The following is a 19,806-nucleotide window of genomic DNA, read 5'->3' as shown; positions in this document are numbered from 1 at the left end:
TGTGCGGCAGGCCCTCGTGCGCACGGCATAATGGCGGCCCTGGTCAGCGGATTGCCTGTGAACGCAGCTTCTTCTCCTTTGCAGCCGGTGAGTGCCCACGAGCGCATCGCCGTCATCGACATCCTGCGCGGGTTCGCGCTGCTGGGCATCCTGCTGATGAACATGGAGGCGTTCAGCGGTCCGCTGGACCTGTCCTTCACCGGCATCGATCCGCATTGGCAGGGCGCGGACTACTGGGCCGATGCGGCCATCTACGTGCTGGTCCAGGGCAAGTTCTTCACCCTGTTCTCGCTGCTGTTCGGCGCGGGGTTCTCGGTCATGGCGCAGCGCGCCGAAGCGGCCGGACGCGCATTCGCACCGTTCTATCTGCGCCGCAGCGTGGCGCTGCTGCTGATCGGCCTGTGCCACGCGCTGCTGGTGTGGTCCGGCGACATCCTGGTGATCTATGCGTTGATCTCGATGCTGTTGCTTGCCTGCCGCGAGGCGCCGCGCAGTTGGTTGCCCGCGATGGGCGCGACCAGCTATCTGGGCGCTGCCGCCCTGGTGCTGGTGCTGGGGGCGTTGATGAGCTGGATGGCCAGCATGGAGCACACGCAGGAACCGCTGCGCGAGGCCATCGCCCAGGCCCAACGCACGATCGAGCTGCAGCGCCAGGCGTACGCGCATGGCAGCTGGGGGCAGGCGGTGGGACAGCGGCTGCGTGATCTCGGCGCGATGTTGTCGGGCATCTTCGTGATCGGTCCGGAAGTGCTGGGCATGTTCCTGATCGGCAGCTGGTTCGCGCGCAGTGGCGCGCTGGCCGAGCCCGAGCGGTTCGCGCGGCTGTATGCACGGCTGCGCTGGGTCGCGTTGCCGGTCGGGCTGGTGCTGATGCTGGGCAGCGCGATCTGGCACCCCTATCAGGCGCCCGGCACGCTGGACCTGCGCGGCGGCGTGGCGTATGCGGTCAGCGCGCTGGCCGGGCTGCTGATGTGCCTGGGCTATCTGGCCTGGATCGTGCACTGGCGCGCACGCCTGCAGGTGCTGGCGCCAATGGGGCGGATGGCGCTGACCCATTACATCGGCCAGTCGCTGGTCTGTACCTGGGTGTTCTATGGCTATGGACTGGGCGCGTTCGAAACGATGCCGCGCCTGTGGCAGATTCCGTTCGCGCTGGCCCTGTTCGCGCTGCAGGTGGCGATCAGCCATGCGTGGCTGCGGTACTTCCGGTTCGGGCCGCTGGAGTGGATCTGGCGCGCGATGACCTATCTGCAGTGGCCGCCGCTGCGCCGGGCCTGACACGGCGGTGCCACGCACCCTCACGTCTGGATCGCAGCCGGTCGTGGCATGCTGGGCACGAGCATGAGCGTCGGCTCCGGCCAGTTGATGGCAGACCTGATCAACGGCCGCGCGCCGGCGATCGATCCTGCCCCTTACCGAGTTGAGCGATGCCAATGACGACGCAATACGACTATGACCTGATCGTGCTGGGCGGTGGTTCCGGCGGCCTCGCCGCGGCCTTCCGCGCGGCGCAGCACGGCCAGCGCGTGGCGATGCTGGAGCCGGGCGAACTGGGCGGCACCTGCGTCAATGTCGGCTGCGTGCCGAAGAAGGCGATGTGGCTGGCGGCCGATCTTTCCGGCCGTATCGGCCTGGCCGCCGCAATGGGCTTCGATGTGCCGGTGCGCCCCTCGCTGGACTGGAAAGAACTGGTGGTGCATCGGCAGGCCTACATCGCCAACATCCATTCCAGTTATCTCAAGCGACTCAATGAGAACAAGGTGGTGCGTGTACCGCGCCGTGGCCGGCTGGTGGATGCGCACACCGTGGAGTGCAGCGATGGCGTGCGCATCAGTGCCGCTCACATCCTGATCGCGACCGGTGCGTATCCGCAACGGCCGGAGATTCCCGGGGCCGAACTGGGCCTGGTCTCCGATGATTTCTTCAACCTGTGCGGCGCACCGGAGCGCGTGGCCATCGTCGGCGGTGGCTATATCGCGGTGGAGCTGGCCGGGCTGCTGCAGGCGCTCGGTAGCCGCGTGACGCTGCTGGTACGTGGCGAGCGGCTGCTGGAGCGCTTCGATGCAGAACTGACCGCACAGCTTGCCGAGAACCTGCGCCACCAAGGCGTACAGATCCATTTCGGCTACCGCCTGCGCGAGCTGCAGCGTGACGGCGATGCCGTGGTCGCGCTCGGCCATGATGGCCCGGCCGACGGTCATTTCGATGCGGTGTTCTTTGCCACCGGGCGACGCGGCAACAGTGCCGATCTGGGGTTGGAAGCGCTCGGCGTGGTGATCGGTGACAAGGGCGAGGTCGAGGTTGACGCGTGGCAGACCACCGCGGTACCCAGCGTGCACGCAGTGGGCGACATCGCCGGCAAGGTTGGCCTGACCCCGGTGGCGATCGCCGCGGCGCGCAAGTTGATGGACCGCCTGTTCGGTGGCCAGCCGCAGGCGAAGATGGACTATGAGAACGTGGCCAGCGTGGTGTTTTCACACCCGGCGCTTGGTGCGGTGGGCTTGAGCGAAGAAGAGGCCTGCGCGAAGTACGGCGACGTCCGCGTGTACCGCAGCAACTTCCGCCCGATGCTGCAGGCCTTGGCCGATGGCACCCAGCGCAGCCTGTTCAAGCTGGTCTGCGTGGGCGAGGAGGAGCGTGTGGTCGGTGTCCACCTGCTGGGCGAGTCTGCCGATGAAATCCTGCAGGGGTTTGCACTGGCGGTGAAGATGGGCGTGACCAAGGCCCAGTTCGACGACACCGTGGCAATCCATCCGACCTCCGCAGAAGAAGTCGTATTGATGCGCTGAAAGCGCATCAGCGGCGTGCAGCCGCCGAAGCCTCGGCAGGAATCCGGTAGTGCCACGCCATGCGTGGCAACCGCGCACCGCGCGGCACAACCTTCCGCAGGCGCACAGCTCGGTGGCTTGCCGTGTCCTTTCCGCAGTTGAAACAGGATCGGAGCGCCGTTCCCGCAGCGTCTGCCGGCGCAGAACACCCGCCGCCACGCATGCGACAATGGCCGCCCCCCACCTGACCAGCCGCCCCCGAGCGGCTGTCCGCCGTCCTGATGCCGTCACCCGCTTCCCCGCTCCCCACGTCCTCCAGCCGCATCGCCGCCGGCGGCATCGCCTTGGCCGCGATTGGCGCGATCGCGGCCTCGGGCAAAGCGGTCATCGTCAAACTCGCGTATCGGCATGGTGTGGATGCCACCACGCTGTTGGCGCTGCGGATGCTGATGGCGTTCCCGCTGTTCGCGTTGCTGGCGGTATGGTCGGCGCGGCGCGCGCCGGCATTGTCATGGGGCGACCGGGGTCGCGTGGTGTGGCTGGGCTTCACCGGCTACTACCTGTCCAGCCTGCTGGACTTCCAGGGCCTGCAGTACATCAGTGTCACCCTGGAGCGGCTGATCCTGTATTTGAACCCCACGCTGGTGCTGCTGATCAGCCTGGTCCTGCTGAAGAAGCGCCCGGGTCGCTGGCAGGTGGCGGCACTGGTGCTCAGCTATCTCGGCGTGCTGCTGGCCTTTGGCCATGACCTGCAGCTGGAAGGCGGGCGCATCGTGCTGGGCAGTGCACTGGTGTTCGCCAGTGCGCTGAGCTATGCGCTGTATCTGTTCGGCAGTGGCCAGGTGGTGGCGCGGATCGGTGCGATCCGCCTGACCGCCTATGCCAGCTGCGTGGCCTGCGTGCTGTGCGTGCTGCACTTCGCTGTGCTGCACCCGATGTCCGCGCTGGGCCAGGCGCCCACGCCGGTGTACTGGCTGTCGCTGATCAATGCGACGGTCTGCACGGTGCTGCCGGTGATGGCGATCATGCTGGCGGTGAAGCGGATCGGCTCGTCGCTGGCCGCCCAGGTGGGTATGCTCGGTCCGGTCTCCACCATCGTGATGAGTCTATGGCTGCTCGACGAACCCATGGGGCCGTGGCAGATCCTCGGCACGGCCCTGGTCCTGCTCGGCGTGCTACTGGTCAGCCGGGTCCGCGCGTGAACGCGGCCGCCGTGGGCGATGACCCGGCGGCGCAGGCGCGTGCACGGATTCTGGCGGTGATCCGCGCGATCCCGCGCGGGCAGGTGATGGGCTACGGCCAGGTCGCCGCCAAGGCGGGGCTGCCGGGCAGGGCGCGGCTGACCGCGCGCGTGCTTGGCATGAATGACGACCCGGACCTGCCGTGGCACCGCGTGCTGCGTTCGGACGGGCGCATTGCAATGCCCGAAGGCTCGGCAGGGTGGAAGGAACAGAGCCAGCGGCTGCGCGCCGAAGGCGTGGTGATCGAACGGGGGCGGGTGAGGGACATGCCGGTAGCCGGCGCCAACGATCTGGATGCCGCCCTGTGGGGACCGGGCTGACGCTGCCTGTCGGTTGAACGCGGGCGCCGCCACGCAGATGGCGGCCGGGCGCTGCGGCTATGATGGGCGCAGTTCCAAAGGATGCCCCCATGTTTCCGCGACTGCCTACTGTCACCAAAGCGTTGTTGATCGCCAACGCCGTGCTGTTCCTGCTGCAGCAGCCATTCCTGCTCGGCAACGGCACCTTCGAGCCTTTCATGCTACAGCCATTGGGCGGCGGCTTCGATCCGTTCTCGCCGGGCGGCAACTTCCAGCCCTGGCAGCTGCTGACCTATGGCTTCCTGCATGGCAGCTTCGGCCATCTGTTCTTCAACATGCTCGCGCTCTTCATGTTCGGCGCGCCGCTGGAACAGACCTGGGGTGAGAAGCGCTTCCTGATCTATTACCTGGTGTGCGTCGCCGGTGCCGGCCTGTGCCAGCTGCTGGTCGGCATGATGCTGGCCGATCCGGCCACGGTGCTGGGTGCGTCCGGTGGCGTGTTCGGTCTGCTGCTGGCCTACGGCATGCTGTTCCCGAACCAGCGGGTGATGCTGCTGTTCCCGCCGATCCCCATGAAGGCACGCACGTTCGTGATCGTGTTCGGTGCGATGGAGCTGATGCTGGGCGCCACCGGCTGGCAGCCGGGCGTGGCCCACTTCGCGCATCTGGGCGGCATGTTGTTCGGCTGGCTGCTGATCCGCTACTGGCGGGGCCAACCACCGTTCAACAACCGTCGTCCGCCGGGCCCGCCGAAGCGACCCAATCACCTGCGCAGCATCAAGTAAGGCGTTGAATGTCGTGAAATGCACCTTGCGCCCTGACGGGCGTGAGGCTGCGTTGTCGTGTTCGCCTCCTTTTTATTCGTGGTGCGTCGTCTTTGCCCGGGTGCCTTCGCAATCAGCATACAGAAAGTGTGGGTAACGTCCCGTATCCAGATAAAAAACTGAGATGGATTATCTCGATATGCCTCGGATAATTGTCGTGATCAGCTTTTTTTCGTCGGGAATTAGAATAAAAGTCTTCTCATTCAGTGAGTTAGATGTCAGTTCAGTTTGAATTGCGGCTTGCAAAACAGTGAAATTAAGATCGGGTTCAGTTGCGGATGAACGTCATTTCGCCGCAACGCTGCTGACATTTCGGTATGCAACTCCCGACTCAAGGACACTCCATGACACCCAGCATCCCGGCCAATCGGCTGAAGCGCACGGCCTTGGCCGTCATCCTGACCTCCTTCATCGGCGCCGCCGCAGCACAGAGCACCACGGGCTCCGTCTACGGCTCTGTGCCGTCCGCCGCGGGCACTACGGTTGTCGTGCAAAGTGACACTGGCCTGCGCCGCTCGGCCACCGTCGATGCCAACGGCCGTTACACCCTGGGTTCGCTGCCGGTGGGGCGCTACACCGTGACCCTGCAGCGCGACGGGCAGGTTGTCGAGACGCGCACCGACGTGCAGCTGATCGTCGGTGCCGGTACCGAAGTCTCCTTCAGCCGCGGTGGCAGCGCCGGTGGCGATGCGACCACCCTCGGCACCGTCAATGTGACAGCGACCAATGTGCCCAAGATCGATGTGAGCAACACGGTGTCGCGCTCGGTGATCACCTCCGAACAGTTGGATGTACTGCCCCTGGGCCGCAGTGCGGAAGCCATCGCGCTGCTCGCCCCGGGTGTGGTCGGCGGCAGCGGCGCCTTCAGCAACGGCTCGCGCTCGGTGCTTTCCTTCGGGGGGTCCAGCGTCAGCGAGAACGCGTATTACATCAATGGCTTCAACGCGACCAACCCGCTGAACAGCCTCGGTGGCGTCAGCCTGCCCTACGGCTCGATCGATCAGCAGGAAACGTTCACCGGTGGCTATGGCGCAAGCTATGGCCGTTCCACGGGCGGCGTGATCAACCAGCTCGGCAAGCGCGGTACAAACGAATGGCATTTTGGATTCCAGACCACCTGGCAGCCCGATTCACTGGCCGAATCGCCCCGCGACATTCTGTATCCGGACCGCGGGCTGCAGGAGGGGTATGAATTCGAGGATCCGACACTGCCCGGCACGCTGTACCGCTCGCGTCGCGGCGACAAGGCGACCCGTACCACCTACAGCGGCTACGTCAGCGGCCCGCTCATCGAAGACCGGCTGTTCGTCCATCTGGCGGCCGAGCAGGATAAGTCCGACGGCGTGTCCACGGCCTCCATCGAGTCGGCGCAGCAGTCGCGCAGCCACTACACCATTGATGCCCCGAAGTTCTACGGCAAGATCGACTGGAACATCAATGACAGCAACACGCTGGAATACACGCGTCTCCAGAACACGGACCGTTACGACGCCTATTACCGGGACTTCGATTACGAGACCCGCAGCGAGGGCGAGCGCACGGGGACGTTTGCCAACACGACGAAGGTGAAGGACACCTACGACGTCTTCAAGTTCACCAGCTACCTCACCGACGACCTCACGCTCAGCGCACTGTGGGGGCGAAGCAAGCAGGACAACCTGGACTCCAATCCCTTGAGTTCGGGCAATCCTCTCATCAGTGGCGCCAACAACCAGGATCCGTTGATCACCGGTGGCACCCCGATCCGCAACGATCAGCCGGCGGCCAACGACAAGGCCTACAACGCGGGCAGCACGTCGCGTGGCCTGCGCGTGGACCTGCAGTACCGCATCGGCGATCACGAGATCACCGGTGGTATCGACAACATGACCTTCCAGGGCAGCAACGAAGGCGAGGCGATGACCGGCCCCGGCTACGCCTGGATCTACTCGCGCATCGCCCCGGGTTCGTCGCCGTCGCCTGGCTTCGATATCACCCCGCCCGGTGGCGAGGGTTACTTCGTGCAGAAGTACATCTACTCCACCACCACCAGCATGTCGCTGAAGCAGAAGGCGTACTACCTTGAAGACCGCTGGCAGGTGACGCCGAACTGGCTGCTGACCCTGGGCGTACGCAACGACACGTTCACCAATTACAACAGCGCCGCCGTGGCGTATGTCGAAACCGGCGACCAGTGGGCGCCCCGGCTGGGCGCGGCGTGGGACGTATTCGGTGATTCTTCGCTGAAGGTGTTCGCCAACCTGGGCCGCTATTACCTGGCGCTGCCCAACAGTGTGGCCATCCGCGGTGCGTCGGCGTCGACCTACACCCGCGAGTACTTCACGTACACGGGAATCGACGCGAATGGCAATCCGACCGGACTGGGCGAACTGGGGCCGGGCCCGGTGTCGGCCAACAATGAGTATGGACAGACGCCGGATCCGCGCAGCGTGGCGCCGAGCGATCTGAAGTCGCAGTACCAGGACGAGCTGATCCTCGGCTTCGAGAAGACCCTCGGCACGGCGTGGAACAGCGGCGCGAAAGTCACCTACCGTCGCCTGCAGACCGCGATCGACGATACCTGCGATTCGGACCGCATCTACGACAAGCTCGATGCCATGGGTGTGGATTCCAGCAACCTGGAGGTGCCGGGCTGCGTGATCTTCAACCCGGGCAAGACCAATACCTTCCTGGTCAAGAAGACCGACGGCTCCGGCTACGTGCCAGTGAGCATGAGCGGGGCGGACTGGGGGCTGGGCAGCAACAAGGCCAAGCGTGATTACATGGCGGTCGATCTGTTTGTCGAACATCCGATGAGCAACAACTGGTATGGCCGTCTCGACTACACCTGGTCGCGCAGTTTCGGAAACACCGAAGGACAGGTCAAATCGGACATCGGCCAGGATGATGTCTCCAAGACCCAGGACTGGGATTCTTCCTACCTGATGGAGTACGCCGGTGGCTATCTCGCCAACGATCGCCGTCATCAGTTGAAGGGCTACGGGGCCTATCAGTTCACGCCGGAGTGGACGGCGTCGGCCACGCTGCGCGTGATGTCCGGTGCGCCGAAGAGCTGCCTGGGCTATTACGGCGCCGACCAGAGTGATCCGATCGCCTACGGCTCGGCCTACCACTATTGCAATGGCAGCCCCTCGCGTCCGGGCGATGCCGGCCGCCAGCCGTGGACCACGCGCGTGGACCTGGGCGTGATGTATCGCCCCACGTTCGCCCAGCAACGTCTTGGCTTCGGGCTGGATGTGTTCAACGTGTTCAACCAGCGCCGCGCGCTGCAGTCGGATGCGACGTACCAGGCAGGGCCCGACACCGTGTCCAATCTCTATGGTATCGGGACCTACTTTACTGCGCCGCGCACGGTTCGGCTGTCGGCGTCCTACGACTTCTGACGTACTCCCTCACTCTCCGTGGACGGGTCTTCGACCCCGGCGCCTGCCGGGGTCTTTTTTGCCTGGTTGGCGGGTTATGGACACAAAAAAAAGGCGCCCTTGGGGGCGCCTTCTTCGTCAGCCGCTGCGGCTCAGTGCAGGTCCGGCAGGGGGCTCAGCGCCAGACCTTGATCTGGTCGTTATCCACGCGCTGCATCGGCTGGCCGGGCTTGCAGGTGAACGTGGCACCGAACGCCGGCAGGTTGGACAGCGGGCCGTTGGTGCGCCAGCGGCCCGGGGCCAGGATGTCCGAGGTCACGCGCTGGGCGGCCACGTTCGGCGACAGCTGCTGCGGCCACAGGCTCGCCCACGCACGGAAGAAGCCCTGCTGGGCGGCCGGCTTGGCCGCCGGTTCGACAGCCTTGTAAGCCTCCCACGCCAGTTCCAGACCGGCCAGGTCGGCCAGATTCTCTTCGCGGGTGAGTTCACCGTTGACCTTGGCCCCCTTCACGCCCGGGTAGTCGTAGCCGCTGTACTGGGCGGCCACGCGGTTGCCGAACAGGGTCCAGGCGGTCTTGTCGGCCGGGGTCCACCAACTGCGCAGTTCGCCCTTGGCATCCACCAGCGCGCCCTTGGCGTCGATCGCACGGGTCAGCTCGTGCGCGACAAGCGCGCCGTAGCTGCCGAACAGGTCGGCGGTGTCGCCCTTGGCATTGAACACCGGGCCCTGCAGCACGGCGGCAGTGACGATCAGGCGGTTCTGCGCGATGTCATACGCCAGTGCCGGCTGCTGCGGCAGCACGTCCCAGCGGCGGTCGGCGTTGCCCTTGCCGATGCGCTTCATTTCCTCGCGGTGGCGCCAGGTGGAGGCGATCAGCATGTTGCCGCCGAAGCTGCCGCGGCCCATCGGCTGCACCGTGTAGTCCAGATCGCGCAGCGGGGTGCCGATCTCGATCTTCAGCGCAGCCAGCTTGGCCTGTGCTTCGGTCTTGGCCTCATCGCTCATCCAGGTGCTGCGCTTGACCGCATCGATCTGCACTTCGCGGATCTTGTCCACGACCAGCGCTGCCTTGCGACGGTCGTCGGCCGAGAGGTGCTTGGCCGCATATTCGCGGCCGACCATCGGGCCGGCAGCCACGTTGATCGCATCCAGCACCTGCTCCCAGCGCGCCGGCGGCAGGGTCTGGCCACGCATCACACGGCCACGGAATTCGAATTCGGCATCGCGGTAGGCCTTGGACAGGTACGGGGCCATTGCATCACCCACGCGCCAGCGCAGGTAGACCTTCCACTGTTCCGGCTTGAGCCGGGTGACCATGCCGTCGAGTTGCTTGAACAGCGCCGGATCGGACAGCGAGACCAGGTCGTCATTGACGCCCTGCGCCTTCAGGAAGGCCTCCAGCTGCAGGTTGCGGTAACGGCTGTTGAGCTCCTTGGTGGAGATCGGCGCGTAGTTGTTGAACGGATTGTTGATGCCGGCCAGCGACTGCGCATTGCGCGCCAGCTCGGTCTCCAGCGCGATCACCGACTGCGATTCGGCATCGAGCTTGTCAGCCGGGGTACCGGTCAGCGCCAGCACCTGCTTGACGTAAGTGCGGTAGCGCGCCATCAGCGCGACGGTGTCGGCATCGGTACGGGTATAGAACGCCGGGTCCGGCAGGCCCATGCCGCCCTGCATGAAGTAGCCGATGTGGCGGTCCAGCGCCTTGAGGTCGACGTCCGGGGCGAAGTTGAAGGCCACCGGAATGCCGACCTGGTGCAGCGCGGCGATCGAGGCCGGCACGTCCTTGGCCTTCTTGATCGCGTTGATGCGGGTCAGCAACGGGGCGATCGGGTTGGAACCGTCGGCTTCCACCGCGGCCTCGTCCAGGCCGCTGGCCCAGAAGTCGCCGAGCAGCTTCTGCACGTTGCCCTGCGGTGCGGTCATCGCCCCATCCAGCAGTTCACGCTGCTGCTGGCGCGCGCGGTCGGCCAGCTGGCCCAGTGCGGTGGTGGCACCGGTCTGCGGCACCGGATTGGCTTTCAGCCAGGTCGCGTTGGTGGCCTCGTAGAAGTCGCTGCACTGGGCGCTGACGGCCGGCGCGCGGGCGGCGGCCTTCTTCTTCGGCGCGGCGTGCGCATCGGGAGCAGTGACCAGGGTGACCAGGCTGATGCCCAGGGCGATGGCAAGCGGACGGAAATTGGGCATGTAAAGCAAATCCATCGAGGATTGAAGATCGCGCGAGTGTATCAAGCCGCGACGCATGGCGGCATGCAGGAAGGGGGGGCGGAGGGCGCTGCGGGCCACGGGGCGGCGCCGGTACAAAAAAGCCCCGCCGGAGCGGGGCAGGAGAGAGCACGGGCAGGCCAACCAGGGCCCGGCCAGATGGCCGGGCCCTGCAGGGTGGATCAGAAGTCGTATCGAGCGCTCAGGCGAACCTGGCGCGGCGAGCTGTAGTTCAGCGGCTGGTTGTAACGTGCATCCGGGGTCACCCGGTCGGTCGCGTAATTGCTGTAGTAGGACCCGGCAATCTGGCGATTGAGCACGTTCAGCACGTCCGCCTGCAGGTTCAACTTGTTGTCCGCCCAGTTCGGCGTATAGGCCAGTGACAGGTTGAGGTTGAAGCCCCACGGCGTGGTGCCGTTGTCGCCGCGTGGCGAGAACCGGTAGTCAGCCGAAGGCGGGATGTAACCGGCGCTCCCCGGGGCGGTGCCGCTGCCGGCCAGGCCGCAGAAGTGGTAGTACGCGCCGTTGTACAGGCCCTGGTCCGCAGTCGGGTAATAGCTGGTGCAAGAGCGCGGGCGGCCGGAGTCGATCAGCAGGGAACCACCGACGCGCCACTCGGGCGTGATGCTGTAAGAACCGTAGGCCTTGATCTGGTGCGCACGGTGGTTCGGCAGCGGACCGTTGGCGCCGACCATCAGCTGCGGCAGATCCCAGTCCTGGGTCACCGAAACGTCGGTCTGACCGCCCGTGCCGGTATCAAGATCCGATGCCAGCTGGCCTTCGGTATTGCCGTAGTTGCGTGCGAAGGTGTAGTTCACCTTGCCGTAGAACCTGTCACCTATCGAGCCTTCCAGGAACAGGTCAAGCGCGTAGTACCGGCGCTTGAGCTTGGGCAGATCGAGTTCAGCGGCGGAGTAGGTGTGCTTGGCCAGCGTACCGTCGGCCTGCTCCTCCCAGAACGTGTTGCTTTCACCCGGATTGAAGATGAAGCAGCCGCCCCCCAGTGCCGGCGTGCAGGTGTCATCGATCGCACTCTTGAGGTCGCGGTAGGTCACCTTGGCCCCCCAGATGGCGTTCTCGCCCCAGGCCTGTTCCATACCGACGATGAACTCATCCTGGTAATGCGATTTCAGGTCGACCGCGGCAACCGTGCGCGGATCGGGTGCATCGCCGCACTCCAGGTTGGAGGAGATGGCATTCGGGTTGCCCGGGCAGGTGTATCCCAGGCTCGGGTCGACCGAAACGTTGACCAGCCCGGTCGGCGTGCCGTCCGCAGCAACGCCGGTATACGTGAAGTACTCCATCGTATACAGCGAGCCGGACGCGGCGCGGACGGCCACGTTGTTGGGCAGGGCCAGGTGATAACGTCCCGCGTTGGCGAACAGCTTCAACGAGGCATCGCCATGGACATCCCATACGCCACCCAGGCGCGGTGCCCACTGGTTGTCCTGCTTGACGTACACCTCATCGGCGCTGGTGAAGTTCTTGAAGGTCTCGTTGCGCAGGCCCAGCGTCAGCAGGACGTTGTCGCTGACCTGCCAACGGTCCTCGAGGAACTGCGCGGACTGCTCGGTTTTCACCTTGGCGATCTGGGTGTAGTACTGCTGGCGAACGTAGTAGCCCTGGCTGCCCAGGCCACCGGCCGAGGCCGGCGAACCGACGCCGTGTGAGGCATCGATGGCGGCATTGGCGTTGTTGGAACGGCTGTAGACCCAGATGAAGCCGCCGCCGTACTCGCTGCCGGTGAACGACTCCGCTTCCATGACGTCCAGGCCGGCGCGCAGGTCATGGTTGCCCAGGCGATAGCCGACATCCAGGCGCCAGCCCTTGGTTTCATCGTAGGCGCCGGGGACGTTGACCGTGGCAGCCGTCCAGCAGCCGGCATAGTTGGCGGCGGGAATGCCGGGTGCACGTGCGGTGGCCGCGGCGGACGTGCGCGGGCAGGCCGGATCGTAGCCCCACGGATTCTGGCTGTGATCGATCTTCTGGGTGCCGTACAGCGCCGACACCGTGAGGTCATCGGTCAGATAGCCGGTGTACTTGCCGATGTACAGTTTGGCCTTGTCCTCGTTGTTCGTGCCCGCGTTCTGCTCGTTGCCGTGGGTGAAATCGGCGTAGTTGAAGGTATAGCCGGCGCTGTCGTACTTGGTGACGTCGGAGATGCCGGTGAACTCAAGCAGGTGGTTGTCAGTGATGTTCCAATCGATCTTCGCTGCCCAACGCGGATACTCGTAGGAGTATTCCTGCCATGCGTTGGTGGTCGTTGCCGCGGCTTGGCTCGTCGATGACACGCCGGCACCCTCACGCTTGGTCACCTCGACGTTGGCGTAGATGAACAGCTTGTCCTTGACGATGGGGCCGCCGACATACGCGCCGGTGGTCTGCGTCCAGCTCTGGTTCTTGTTCCGCAGCTGGTACAGCTGGCCATCCGTGCGCTTGGTCGGATCAGGATTGTCCGCACCGTAGAAGCCGGTATCGGCAAAGTAGCTGTTGCGCGGGTTTGCACGCAGTGCCTCCGGGCTCCAGTAGGCGTAGCCGCCGCCACTCCATTCATTCGTGCCGCGCTTGGTGACGATGTTGACCACGCCACCGGTGGCGCGACCAAACTCGGCACCGTAGCCGCCGGTCAGGATCTGCTGCTGCGAGATCGCATCGAAAGGCAGGGTGGTGGAGCCGATCGACGACAACGGGTTGGTCACCGCGTAGCCATTGATGTAGAACGCGTTTTCGGACGATGCGGCACCGCCGAAACTGGGGACCGTGACGCCACCGGAGGTGTAGCTCGCGTTGGAAATCACGCTCGGCGCCAGCAGTGCCACGCTGGCGATATCACGGCCGACCGCGATCTGCTTCAACTGTTCGGAGGTGAACACCGTGCGGGTGTCGGTCTGGCTGACGTCGATCTTGGGCACGGCCGTCGCCCTGACCTCGATGCGGTCCAGCTCCTGGACCCCGGTGCTGGAGAAGGAAACCTCGGTGCCGCTGGCGATCACGACCTGCACCCGTTCGCGGACGGCGATCACCTGGCCCTCTTTCTCCACGGTCACCTTGTAATTGCCGTTCGGCAGATCGCTGGCACGGTAGCGACCATTGCGGTCGACGGTCACGGTACGGCTGGTACCGGTATCCAGGTTCTGCACACTGATGGTGCTGCCAGGTTCGCCGGTACCGTAGATGTTGCCGGTAACGGACTGCGCGTGCGCTGCCCCGGCCAGGCACAGGCCCAGCGCGATGGTCAGTGTGGCCCGACGAAGCGGCATGGCTTGCTTGATCATCAACTTCCCCCATTTGATTGAAAGAATTAACGGGTGCTTAATGAAGCCCCGATAGCTGAATATCAAATAAATGGTCGCGTTGCAATAATTCCGTCATTTCGTTTTTACATCAGAGACACACAGATCCAGTTGTTGCTTTCCTGAAAAGTGAGGGCACTGAACGACGAAGGCCCGGGTTTCCCCGGGCCTTCGAATGGTCAGACGCTCAATGAAGGGCAGTCGTTACCAGATCACCACCTGCTGGTCTCCTGCGCGCACCATCGGCGAACCGGCCTTGCACTGGAACGCCGCGGCGAAGGTCGGCAGGTTCGACGGGGCACCCATCGCGCGGAACTGCGCCGGGGCATGCGGGTCGGTCGCCAGACGGACCTTCATGTTCTCCGGGGTGTACTTGGTGCGCCACACGGTGGCCCAGTTGAAGAAGAAGCGCTGGTCACGGGTGAAGCCGTCGACCTTCGGGTCTTCCTTGCCGGCCGAGGCCTTCTGCAGGGCATCGTAGGCGGTGGCCAGGCCACCCAGGTCGGCGATGTTCTCGCCCAGGGTCAGCTTGCCGTTGACCGGCTGGCCATCCACCTTGTAGCCATCGAACTGCTTGATCAGCTTGCCGGTCAGGCCGCTGAAGTTCTTGGTGTCGGCCTCGGTCCACCAGTTCTCGAAGTTGCCGGTCGGCCCGAAGCGGCTGCCCTGGTCGTCGTAACCGTGGGTCATTTCGTGGCCGATCACCGCACCGATGCCGCCGTAGTTCAGCGCGTCATCGGCCTTCGGGTCGAAGAACGGCGGCTGCAGGATGGCGGCCGGGAACACGATCTCGTTCTGCAGCGGGTTGTAGTAGGCATTGACGGTCTGCGGGGTCATGCCCCATTCGGTCTTGTCCACCGGCTGGCCGATCTTGGACAGCGCGAACATGTAATTGAACGCGTTCGCCGCGCGCACGTTGCCCAGGTAGCTGTCGCGGCCGGTGGTCAGGCCGCTCCAGTCACGCCACTTGTCCGGGTAGCCGATCTTCGGGGTGAAGGTTTCCCACTTGGCGATCGCCTTGGCCTTGGTCTCGTCGCTCATCCAGGTCAGGCCCTGGATGCGCTCCTTGAGCGAGGCGGCCAGGTTCTTGACCAGTTCTTCCATCTTGGCCTTGGCTTCCGGCGAGAAAGCGACCTTGACGTACAGCTGGCCGAACGCATCACCGGCATCGTTTTCGATGGTGCCCAGCACGCGCTTCCAACGCGGCTTCTGCTCCTTCTGACCGTTCAGGGTCTTGCCGTAGAAGTTGTAGTTCTCATTGACGAACGCATCAGCCAGGTACGGCGAGGCGCCGTCCACGGTGTGGAAGCGCAGGTAGGCACGCCACACCGACGGATCGGTGTCGCCCAGTGCCTTGCTCACTTCCTGGTGGAAGCTCGGCATGGCCAGCGAGAACTTCTCCGGGGCGGCGATGCCCTGGGCCTTGAAGAACTCGGTCCAGCTGAAGTTCGGGGTCAGCTTGTCCGCATCGGCCACGGTGACCGGGTTGTAGAACAGCGAGACATCGCGCGAGAGCTCGACGCTGGACTTGGAGGCCTTGGCCAGGCGCGTTTCGAACTTGACCACGTCGGCGGCCTGCTTCTCGGCATCGGCCGTGGCCACGCCTGCCAGTTCCAGCACCTTGGCCACGTGGGCCTGGTAGGCCTTGAGCTTGTCGGCGTTCTTGGCGTCGGTGTAATAGGTGGTGTCCGGCAGGCCCAGGCCGCCCTGGCTGGCATAGGCCAGGTTCATGCTGGAATTCTTGAAGTCCGCTTCCGGACCGAAGCCGAACAGCACGTTTTCGCCCTTGGCCGCGCTGGTGCGCAGGTAGTTGGCGATCGCGTCCTTGTCCTGCAGGCCGTCGATGGCGGTCAGGTCGGCCTTGATCGGCTCGATGCCCTGGGCATTGATCTTGGCCTCGTCCATGCCGGTGGCCCAGAAGTCGCCGACGATCTTTTCGATGCCGGCCGGATTCTTGACCGCCGCGACCTGCTCGGCGAGCTGGTGCTGCACGGCGACCGAGCGCTCGTCCAGGATGGTGAAGGCGCCCCAGCTGGTACGGTCGGCCGGGATCTCGTTGGCGGCCAGCCACTTGCTGTTGACGTAGTCACCGAACGCACCGCAGGCGTCCATGCTGGTGTCCAGATCGGACGGGTGGAAGGCGTTGTAGGCCGGCAGCTTGCTCTCGTCGAGCTTGTACTCGGTGGCGGCCGTGGCGGCCGGCGCGGCGGCGGAGGCTGCGCTGTCCGTCGCCGGGGTTTCGTTCTTGCCGCAGCCGACCAGCGCGGCCGAAACGGCCAGGGTCAGCAGTACCAGTTTGGGTGTACGAGCGATCACGTGATTGGCCTCCAGGCCGGAAAGTCATGCAGGAATGGCCCCGAAGAGCCTGTGGGCCAGACGATACGCCGCCGGCCCGGCCTGCAAGGGTGTCGAAGGTCATGGCCGATGGCAAGAGGCCCGATCCGGTCAACTCCGGACGTGGCCCTGGCCCGGGGCGGCCAAGGAAAAGCCCCGCCTTGCGGCGGGGCTTGGGGGGTGTCATCCCGGGTGCGGCTTAGTTGGTCTTGGTGCCGAAATCGTACTTGGCCTGCACGTACACCGCGCGGCCGTACGGGTTGTAGATGCTGCTGTTGTACGGCGAGGCGATGTTGCCGGCGTAGCTGTGGGCCTGGCCGTCGGGCATCTTGTTGAACACGTTGTTGACCATCACCGAGAGGGTGAGGTTGTCCAACGCCCGGTAGTTCACGCTCAGGTTGTAGGTGGTGTACGAGCCCCACTTGCCGGCCTTGTAACCGGACGGGTGGACGTAGTCGAAGCTCTCGCCCAGGTAGGACATGTAGTTCGGCGTCTTGCCGATGTAGTTGAAGTACAGCGTGGTGGTCCAGCGGTCCTTGGCCCAGCCCACCGAACCATCGGTACGGACCTTGGCGTAGGCATCGTAGTACCACATCGCATACGGGTCGCGCAGCAGATCCAGGTAGTCATCGCCCGGTTGCGGCTGCAGCTCGCGCTTGAGGATGTTGGTGTAGTTGCTGGCGAACTGCAGCGAGCCGAAGCGGCCGATGTCCTGCACGTACTTGAAGCTGGCCGTCAGTGCCTGCAGGTTCTGGCGCGCGACGTTGAGCTTGGGCGTGAAGATCTGCTCGATGTTGCCGGCGGCATCGCGGGTGATCCAGTCCGCAACGTTCTCGCAGCTGGCCGAGGTCGGGTTGCCCTGGCCATTGCGGCAGTAGTATTCCGCGCGCAGCAGCTGGTCCGAGCTCAGGGTGTCGACTTCGTTGTCGATCTTCCAGTTGTAGTAGTCCACCGAGATCGACAGATTGTTCATCGGTGCCCAGACCACGCCGGCATTCCAGACATCGGCGGTGATCGGTTCCAGCTCGGTGTTGCCGGCCTGCACGCCGAACACCGATTCGTTGCCGTAGGGGCAGGCGAGGGTATCGGCCGGAGCATAGCCGAGCTGGCCGCAACGGTAATAATCGACTGCGCCGTTGGCGTAGTAGCCGCTCTCGCCCTGGAAGGCATCGGGCAGGGTCGGTGCACGGAACGCAGTGCCGTACTTGCCGCGGAACAGCAGGCTTTCGATCGGACGGAACTCCACGCCGACGCTGTAGGTGGCCTTGTCGACGGTGTTGTCGGCGATTTTGTAGGCGTCATAGCGACCCGAACCGGTGACGGTCAACGAGTCGATCAGCGGCAGGCGCAGCTCGGAGGTGACGGCGTAGTTGCTGCGATGGCCATTGCCGGCTACCGAGGTGGTGCCCCACACGCTGCCATCCATCAAGCGCTCGTCCGGGCGGTAATCCCAGCCTTCGCTGCCGGCTTCGGCGACCACGGCGAAACCTGCATCGCCACCGGGCAGGGTGAACAACGAGCCGTTGGTGATCTGGAAGCGGCCCAGGTTCTGCCAGGTCTTGCTCTGGTTGTAGGTGTATCCGGTGAAGCTCTGGAAATCACCGGCCGGCAGCTGCGAATAGAACGCGCCCCAGTTCGGGCTGTAGATGTTGTAGCCGTCATCGGTGGTGCCCAGCACCGGGCCGAGCACGCGGTCTTCGAAGTAGCTGTCGATGTCATCGGCCCAGCGCACGAAGCCGCGCTCGGTGAGCTTGTACTCGCCGCGGCTGAAGCTGGCGCTATAGTCCCAGTTGCCGAACGTGCCACGCCCGCCGAGGGTGACCTGGTAGGCCTTGTTGCGGTCGGTGTTGAGGATGTCCTTGTAGCCGTTCGGCCCGATGTCTTCAGGCGCGAACGCGCGCTGCAGGTTCATGTACTGATCGGTGTCCTGGTCATAGAACGCGCCGAAACTCAGGTCGCTGCCCCAGAACGTATAGCCCGAACCCGGGGTGTACTTGACCTCTTCCAGGCTGTACAGCGCATCGGCGAACAGGGTGAAGTTGTCGTTCACATCGAACGTCATCGAGCTGTAGAACTGGCTGCTCTCCTTGTCGTTCTTCAGAGTGCGGTAGCCGGCGCCGTAGGCCGAACCGCAGGACTCGCCGGCCGCGCGGGTGCCCAGCACGGTGGTGCCGCCGAACTGGCCGGCGACGCTGGCGCAGCGGGTCGGATCCATCATCACGAACGCGTTGTTGTCCGCCGGCAGGTAGACCAGGAAATCATTGGCCGGCACCTGCGCGCTGTAACCGACGCGGTTGTTGGTGCGGGTCAGGTCGCGCTGGTAGCCCCAGATCGGGTTGCTCTTTTCGTACTGCACATTGACCAGTGCGTTGAAGCGGTCATCGGCGCTGTTGAAGCCCCTGGCGCCGCTGACGCGGATGTTGTTGCCGCCGCCTTCGGTGGTGGCGCCCCCGCGGACGTTGAGCACGCCGCCGTCCATGCGTTCTTTCAGGATGATGTTGACCACGCCGGCGATCGCATCCGAGCCGTACAGCGAGGACTGGCCGCCGGGCAGGATCTCGATGCGCTCGACGATGTCGATCGGAATGCCGCTGAGGTTGTTGAACGCGTCGCTGCCGTTGTACAGCGCCGGGTACTGCAGCATCGGTCGGCCGTTGATCAGGTATTTGGTGTAGCCCGGGTCCAGGCCGAACATGCCGGCCGCTTCGGCGCCCTGGGTGAACGAGGCGGCGGTCTGGCCGCCCTGCAGGCCACCGGTGGTCAGCGAAGACTGCTGCAGGACTTCGGAGATGCTGGTGAAGCCGCGCGTCTGGATGTCTTCGGCGGTGACAGTCAGGACCGGCGTGTGGTTCTCGATCTCGGTCTGCGGGATCAAGGACCCGGTGACAGTGACACGATCGAGATTGGTGGCGGCGTTGTCCTGTGCGAAGACGGTGGCGCTGGTGAGCAGCAGGCCGGTGAGGACGGCGGCGGCAAGCGGATGACGCGAGATCGAATTACCTTGGCGAGACATGTGCAACCCCATGTAGTGGTGATGTCGTGGCTTTCCCTTCCGTGGGACTTCTTGACTGCGTTCAACAGCGAGCCGGTATCAGGCCTGGGCGGCCATCCTTGGTAGTTTCATTCTGCGTTCAGTTGAAACCGGCGTGCGGCGAACGTAACACACGCTTAACGTGAAATACGCTGAATGGTCATCGCCGATAAGGGCGGTGCATTGACGCAAACTGAAAGGCGTTGAAAAACAATTGCCTGGGCGTAAATGAAATTTTATTTATGTTTCGTCAATGAGTGAATGCTGACTATGGCGCGGAATTAACAACTGAGATCGGTGTGCGTATGCCTGTCCCATAGACGCATCGCACCATCAAAACGTCGGACATGCATGCCTCTCTCGCGGCGACGCGTGTCGTTGCATTCAGGGCGGCGGACGGGCATCACGCCGGTTGCAGGTGCACAAACGCGAAACGCCCCTTTCGGGG

General features: G+C 64.5%; 10 protein-coding genes and 1 pseudogene. 7 read left to right on the top strand and 4 right to left on the bottom strand.

The window, feature by feature from the left end; translation table 11 throughout:
- Positions 1-30 precede the first annotated feature (30 nt).
- From ABE422_RS09215 to ABE422_RS09185, 7 genes and pseudogenes are all read left to right on the top strand, one after another.
- Positions 31-1,278 carry a DUF418 domain-containing protein gene (locus ABE422_RS09215; protein ID WP_313219012.1) on the top strand — a complete coding sequence of 416 codons (1,248 nt, stop codon included), beginning with the start codon at positions 31-33 and terminating at the stop codon, positions 1,276-1,278.
- Positions 1,279-1,293: 15 nt separating this feature from the next.
- Positions 1,294-1,437, top strand: a pseudogene (locus ABE422_RS09210) (amino acid dehydrogenase); the annotation flags it as partial.
- Entirely contained in the window at positions 1,434-2,789 is a 1,356-nt protein-coding gene (gene gorA / locus ABE422_RS09205; protein WP_313219011.1) for a glutathione-disulfide reductase, read from the top strand. The pseudogene ABE422_RS09210 and the gene gorA, both read left to right, overlap by 4 nt.
- A gap of 260 nt (positions 2,790-3,049) precedes the next feature.
- Positions 3,050-3,970, top strand: a complete 921-nt coding sequence (locus ABE422_RS09200) for a DMT family transporter (RefSeq protein WP_346482855.1) — start codon at positions 3,050-3,052, stop codon at positions 3,968-3,970.
- Positions 3,967-4,329 (top strand): MGMT family protein, encoded by a 363-nt coding sequence (locus ABE422_RS09195; protein WP_313208937.1) that lies wholly within the window; start codon positions 3,967-3,969, stop codon positions 4,327-4,329. Before ABE422_RS09200 ends, ABE422_RS09195 begins: the two co-directional genes overlap by 4 nt.
- A gap of 89 nt (positions 4,330-4,418) precedes the next feature.
- Entirely contained in the window at positions 4,419-5,093 is a 675-nt protein-coding gene (locus ABE422_RS09190) for a rhomboid family intramembrane serine protease (RefSeq protein WP_070470961.1), read from the top strand.
- 383 nt (positions 5,094-5,476) lie between these two features.
- Positions 5,477-8,515, top strand: coding sequence for a TonB-dependent receptor (locus tag ABE422_RS09185; protein WP_346482854.1), 3,039 nt, complete (start codon positions 5,477-5,479; stop codon positions 8,513-8,515).
- Positions 8,516-8,669: 154 nt separating this feature from the next.
- Here the strand turns inward: ABE422_RS09185 and ABE422_RS09180 are convergent, their stop codons facing one another.
- The 4 genes from ABE422_RS09180 to ABE422_RS09165 form a co-directional block, all read right to left on the bottom strand.
- Complete coding sequence (locus ABE422_RS09180) at positions 8,670-10,682, bottom strand: M13 family metallopeptidase (protein ID WP_346463001.1); 2,013 nt, start codon at positions 10,680-10,682, stop codon at positions 8,670-8,672.
- A 200-nt stretch (positions 10,683-10,882) separates the two neighbouring features.
- Positions 10,883-13,960, bottom strand: a complete 3,078-nt coding sequence (locus tag ABE422_RS09175; RefSeq protein WP_346463000.1) for a TonB-dependent receptor — start codon at positions 13,958-13,960, stop codon at positions 10,883-10,885.
- Positions 13,961-14,197: 237 nt separating this feature from the next.
- Entirely contained in the window at positions 14,198-16,306 is a 2,109-nt protein-coding gene (locus ABE422_RS09170; protein WP_346482903.1) for a M13-type metalloendopeptidase, read from the bottom strand.
- 220 nt (positions 16,307-16,526) lie between these two features.
- The gene (locus tag ABE422_RS09165) at positions 16,527-19,340 is read right to left on the bottom strand and encodes a TonB-dependent receptor (RefSeq protein WP_346482853.1); all 2,814 of its coding nucleotides are present in this window, start codon (positions 19,338-19,340) and stop codon (positions 16,527-16,529) included.
- Positions 19,341-19,806 lie beyond the last annotated feature (466 nt).

The sequence above is a fragment of the Stenotrophomonas sp. TWI1151 genome (assembly GCF_039673135.1).
Classification (GTDB): Bacteria; Pseudomonadota; Gammaproteobacteria; order Xanthomonadales; family Xanthomonadaceae; genus Stenotrophomonas.
The sequence above is the reverse complement of the archived record's forward strand: the minus strand, read 5'-3'. Positions and strand labels throughout refer to the sequence as shown.

What these genes read in the sequence shown, in the direction of transcription:
- ABE422_RS09215 (WP_313219012.1), top strand. Translation starts at nt 31, where the DNA reads ATGGCGGCCCTGGTCAGCGGATTGCCTGTGAACGCAGCTTCTTCTCCT.
- gorA (WP_313219011.1), top strand. Translation starts at nt 1,434, where the DNA reads ATGACGACGCAATACGACTATGACCTGATCGTGCTGGGCGGTGGTTCC.
- ABE422_RS09165 (WP_346482853.1), bottom strand. Translation starts at nt 19,340, where the DNA reads ATGTCTCGCCAAGGTAATTCGATCTCGCGTCATCCGCTTGCCGCCGCC.
- ABE422_RS09185 (WP_346482854.1), top strand. Translation starts at nt 5,477, where the DNA reads ATGACACCCAGCATCCCGGCCAATCGGCTGAAGCGCACGGCCTTGGCC.
- ABE422_RS09190 (WP_070470961.1), top strand. Translation starts at nt 4,419, where the DNA reads ATGTTTCCGCGACTGCCTACTGTCACCAAAGCGTTGTTGATCGCCAAC.
- ABE422_RS09200 (WP_346482855.1), top strand. Translation starts at nt 3,050, where the DNA reads ATGCCGTCACCCGCTTCCCCGCTCCCCACGTCCTCCAGCCGCATCGCC.
- ABE422_RS09175 (WP_346463000.1), bottom strand. Translation starts at nt 13,960, where the DNA reads ATGCCGCTTCGTCGGGCCACACTGACCATCGCGCTGGGCCTGTGCCTG.
- ABE422_RS09180 (WP_346463001.1), bottom strand. Translation starts at nt 10,682, where the DNA reads ATGCCCAATTTCCGTCCGCTTGCCATCGCCCTGGGCATCAGCCTGGTC.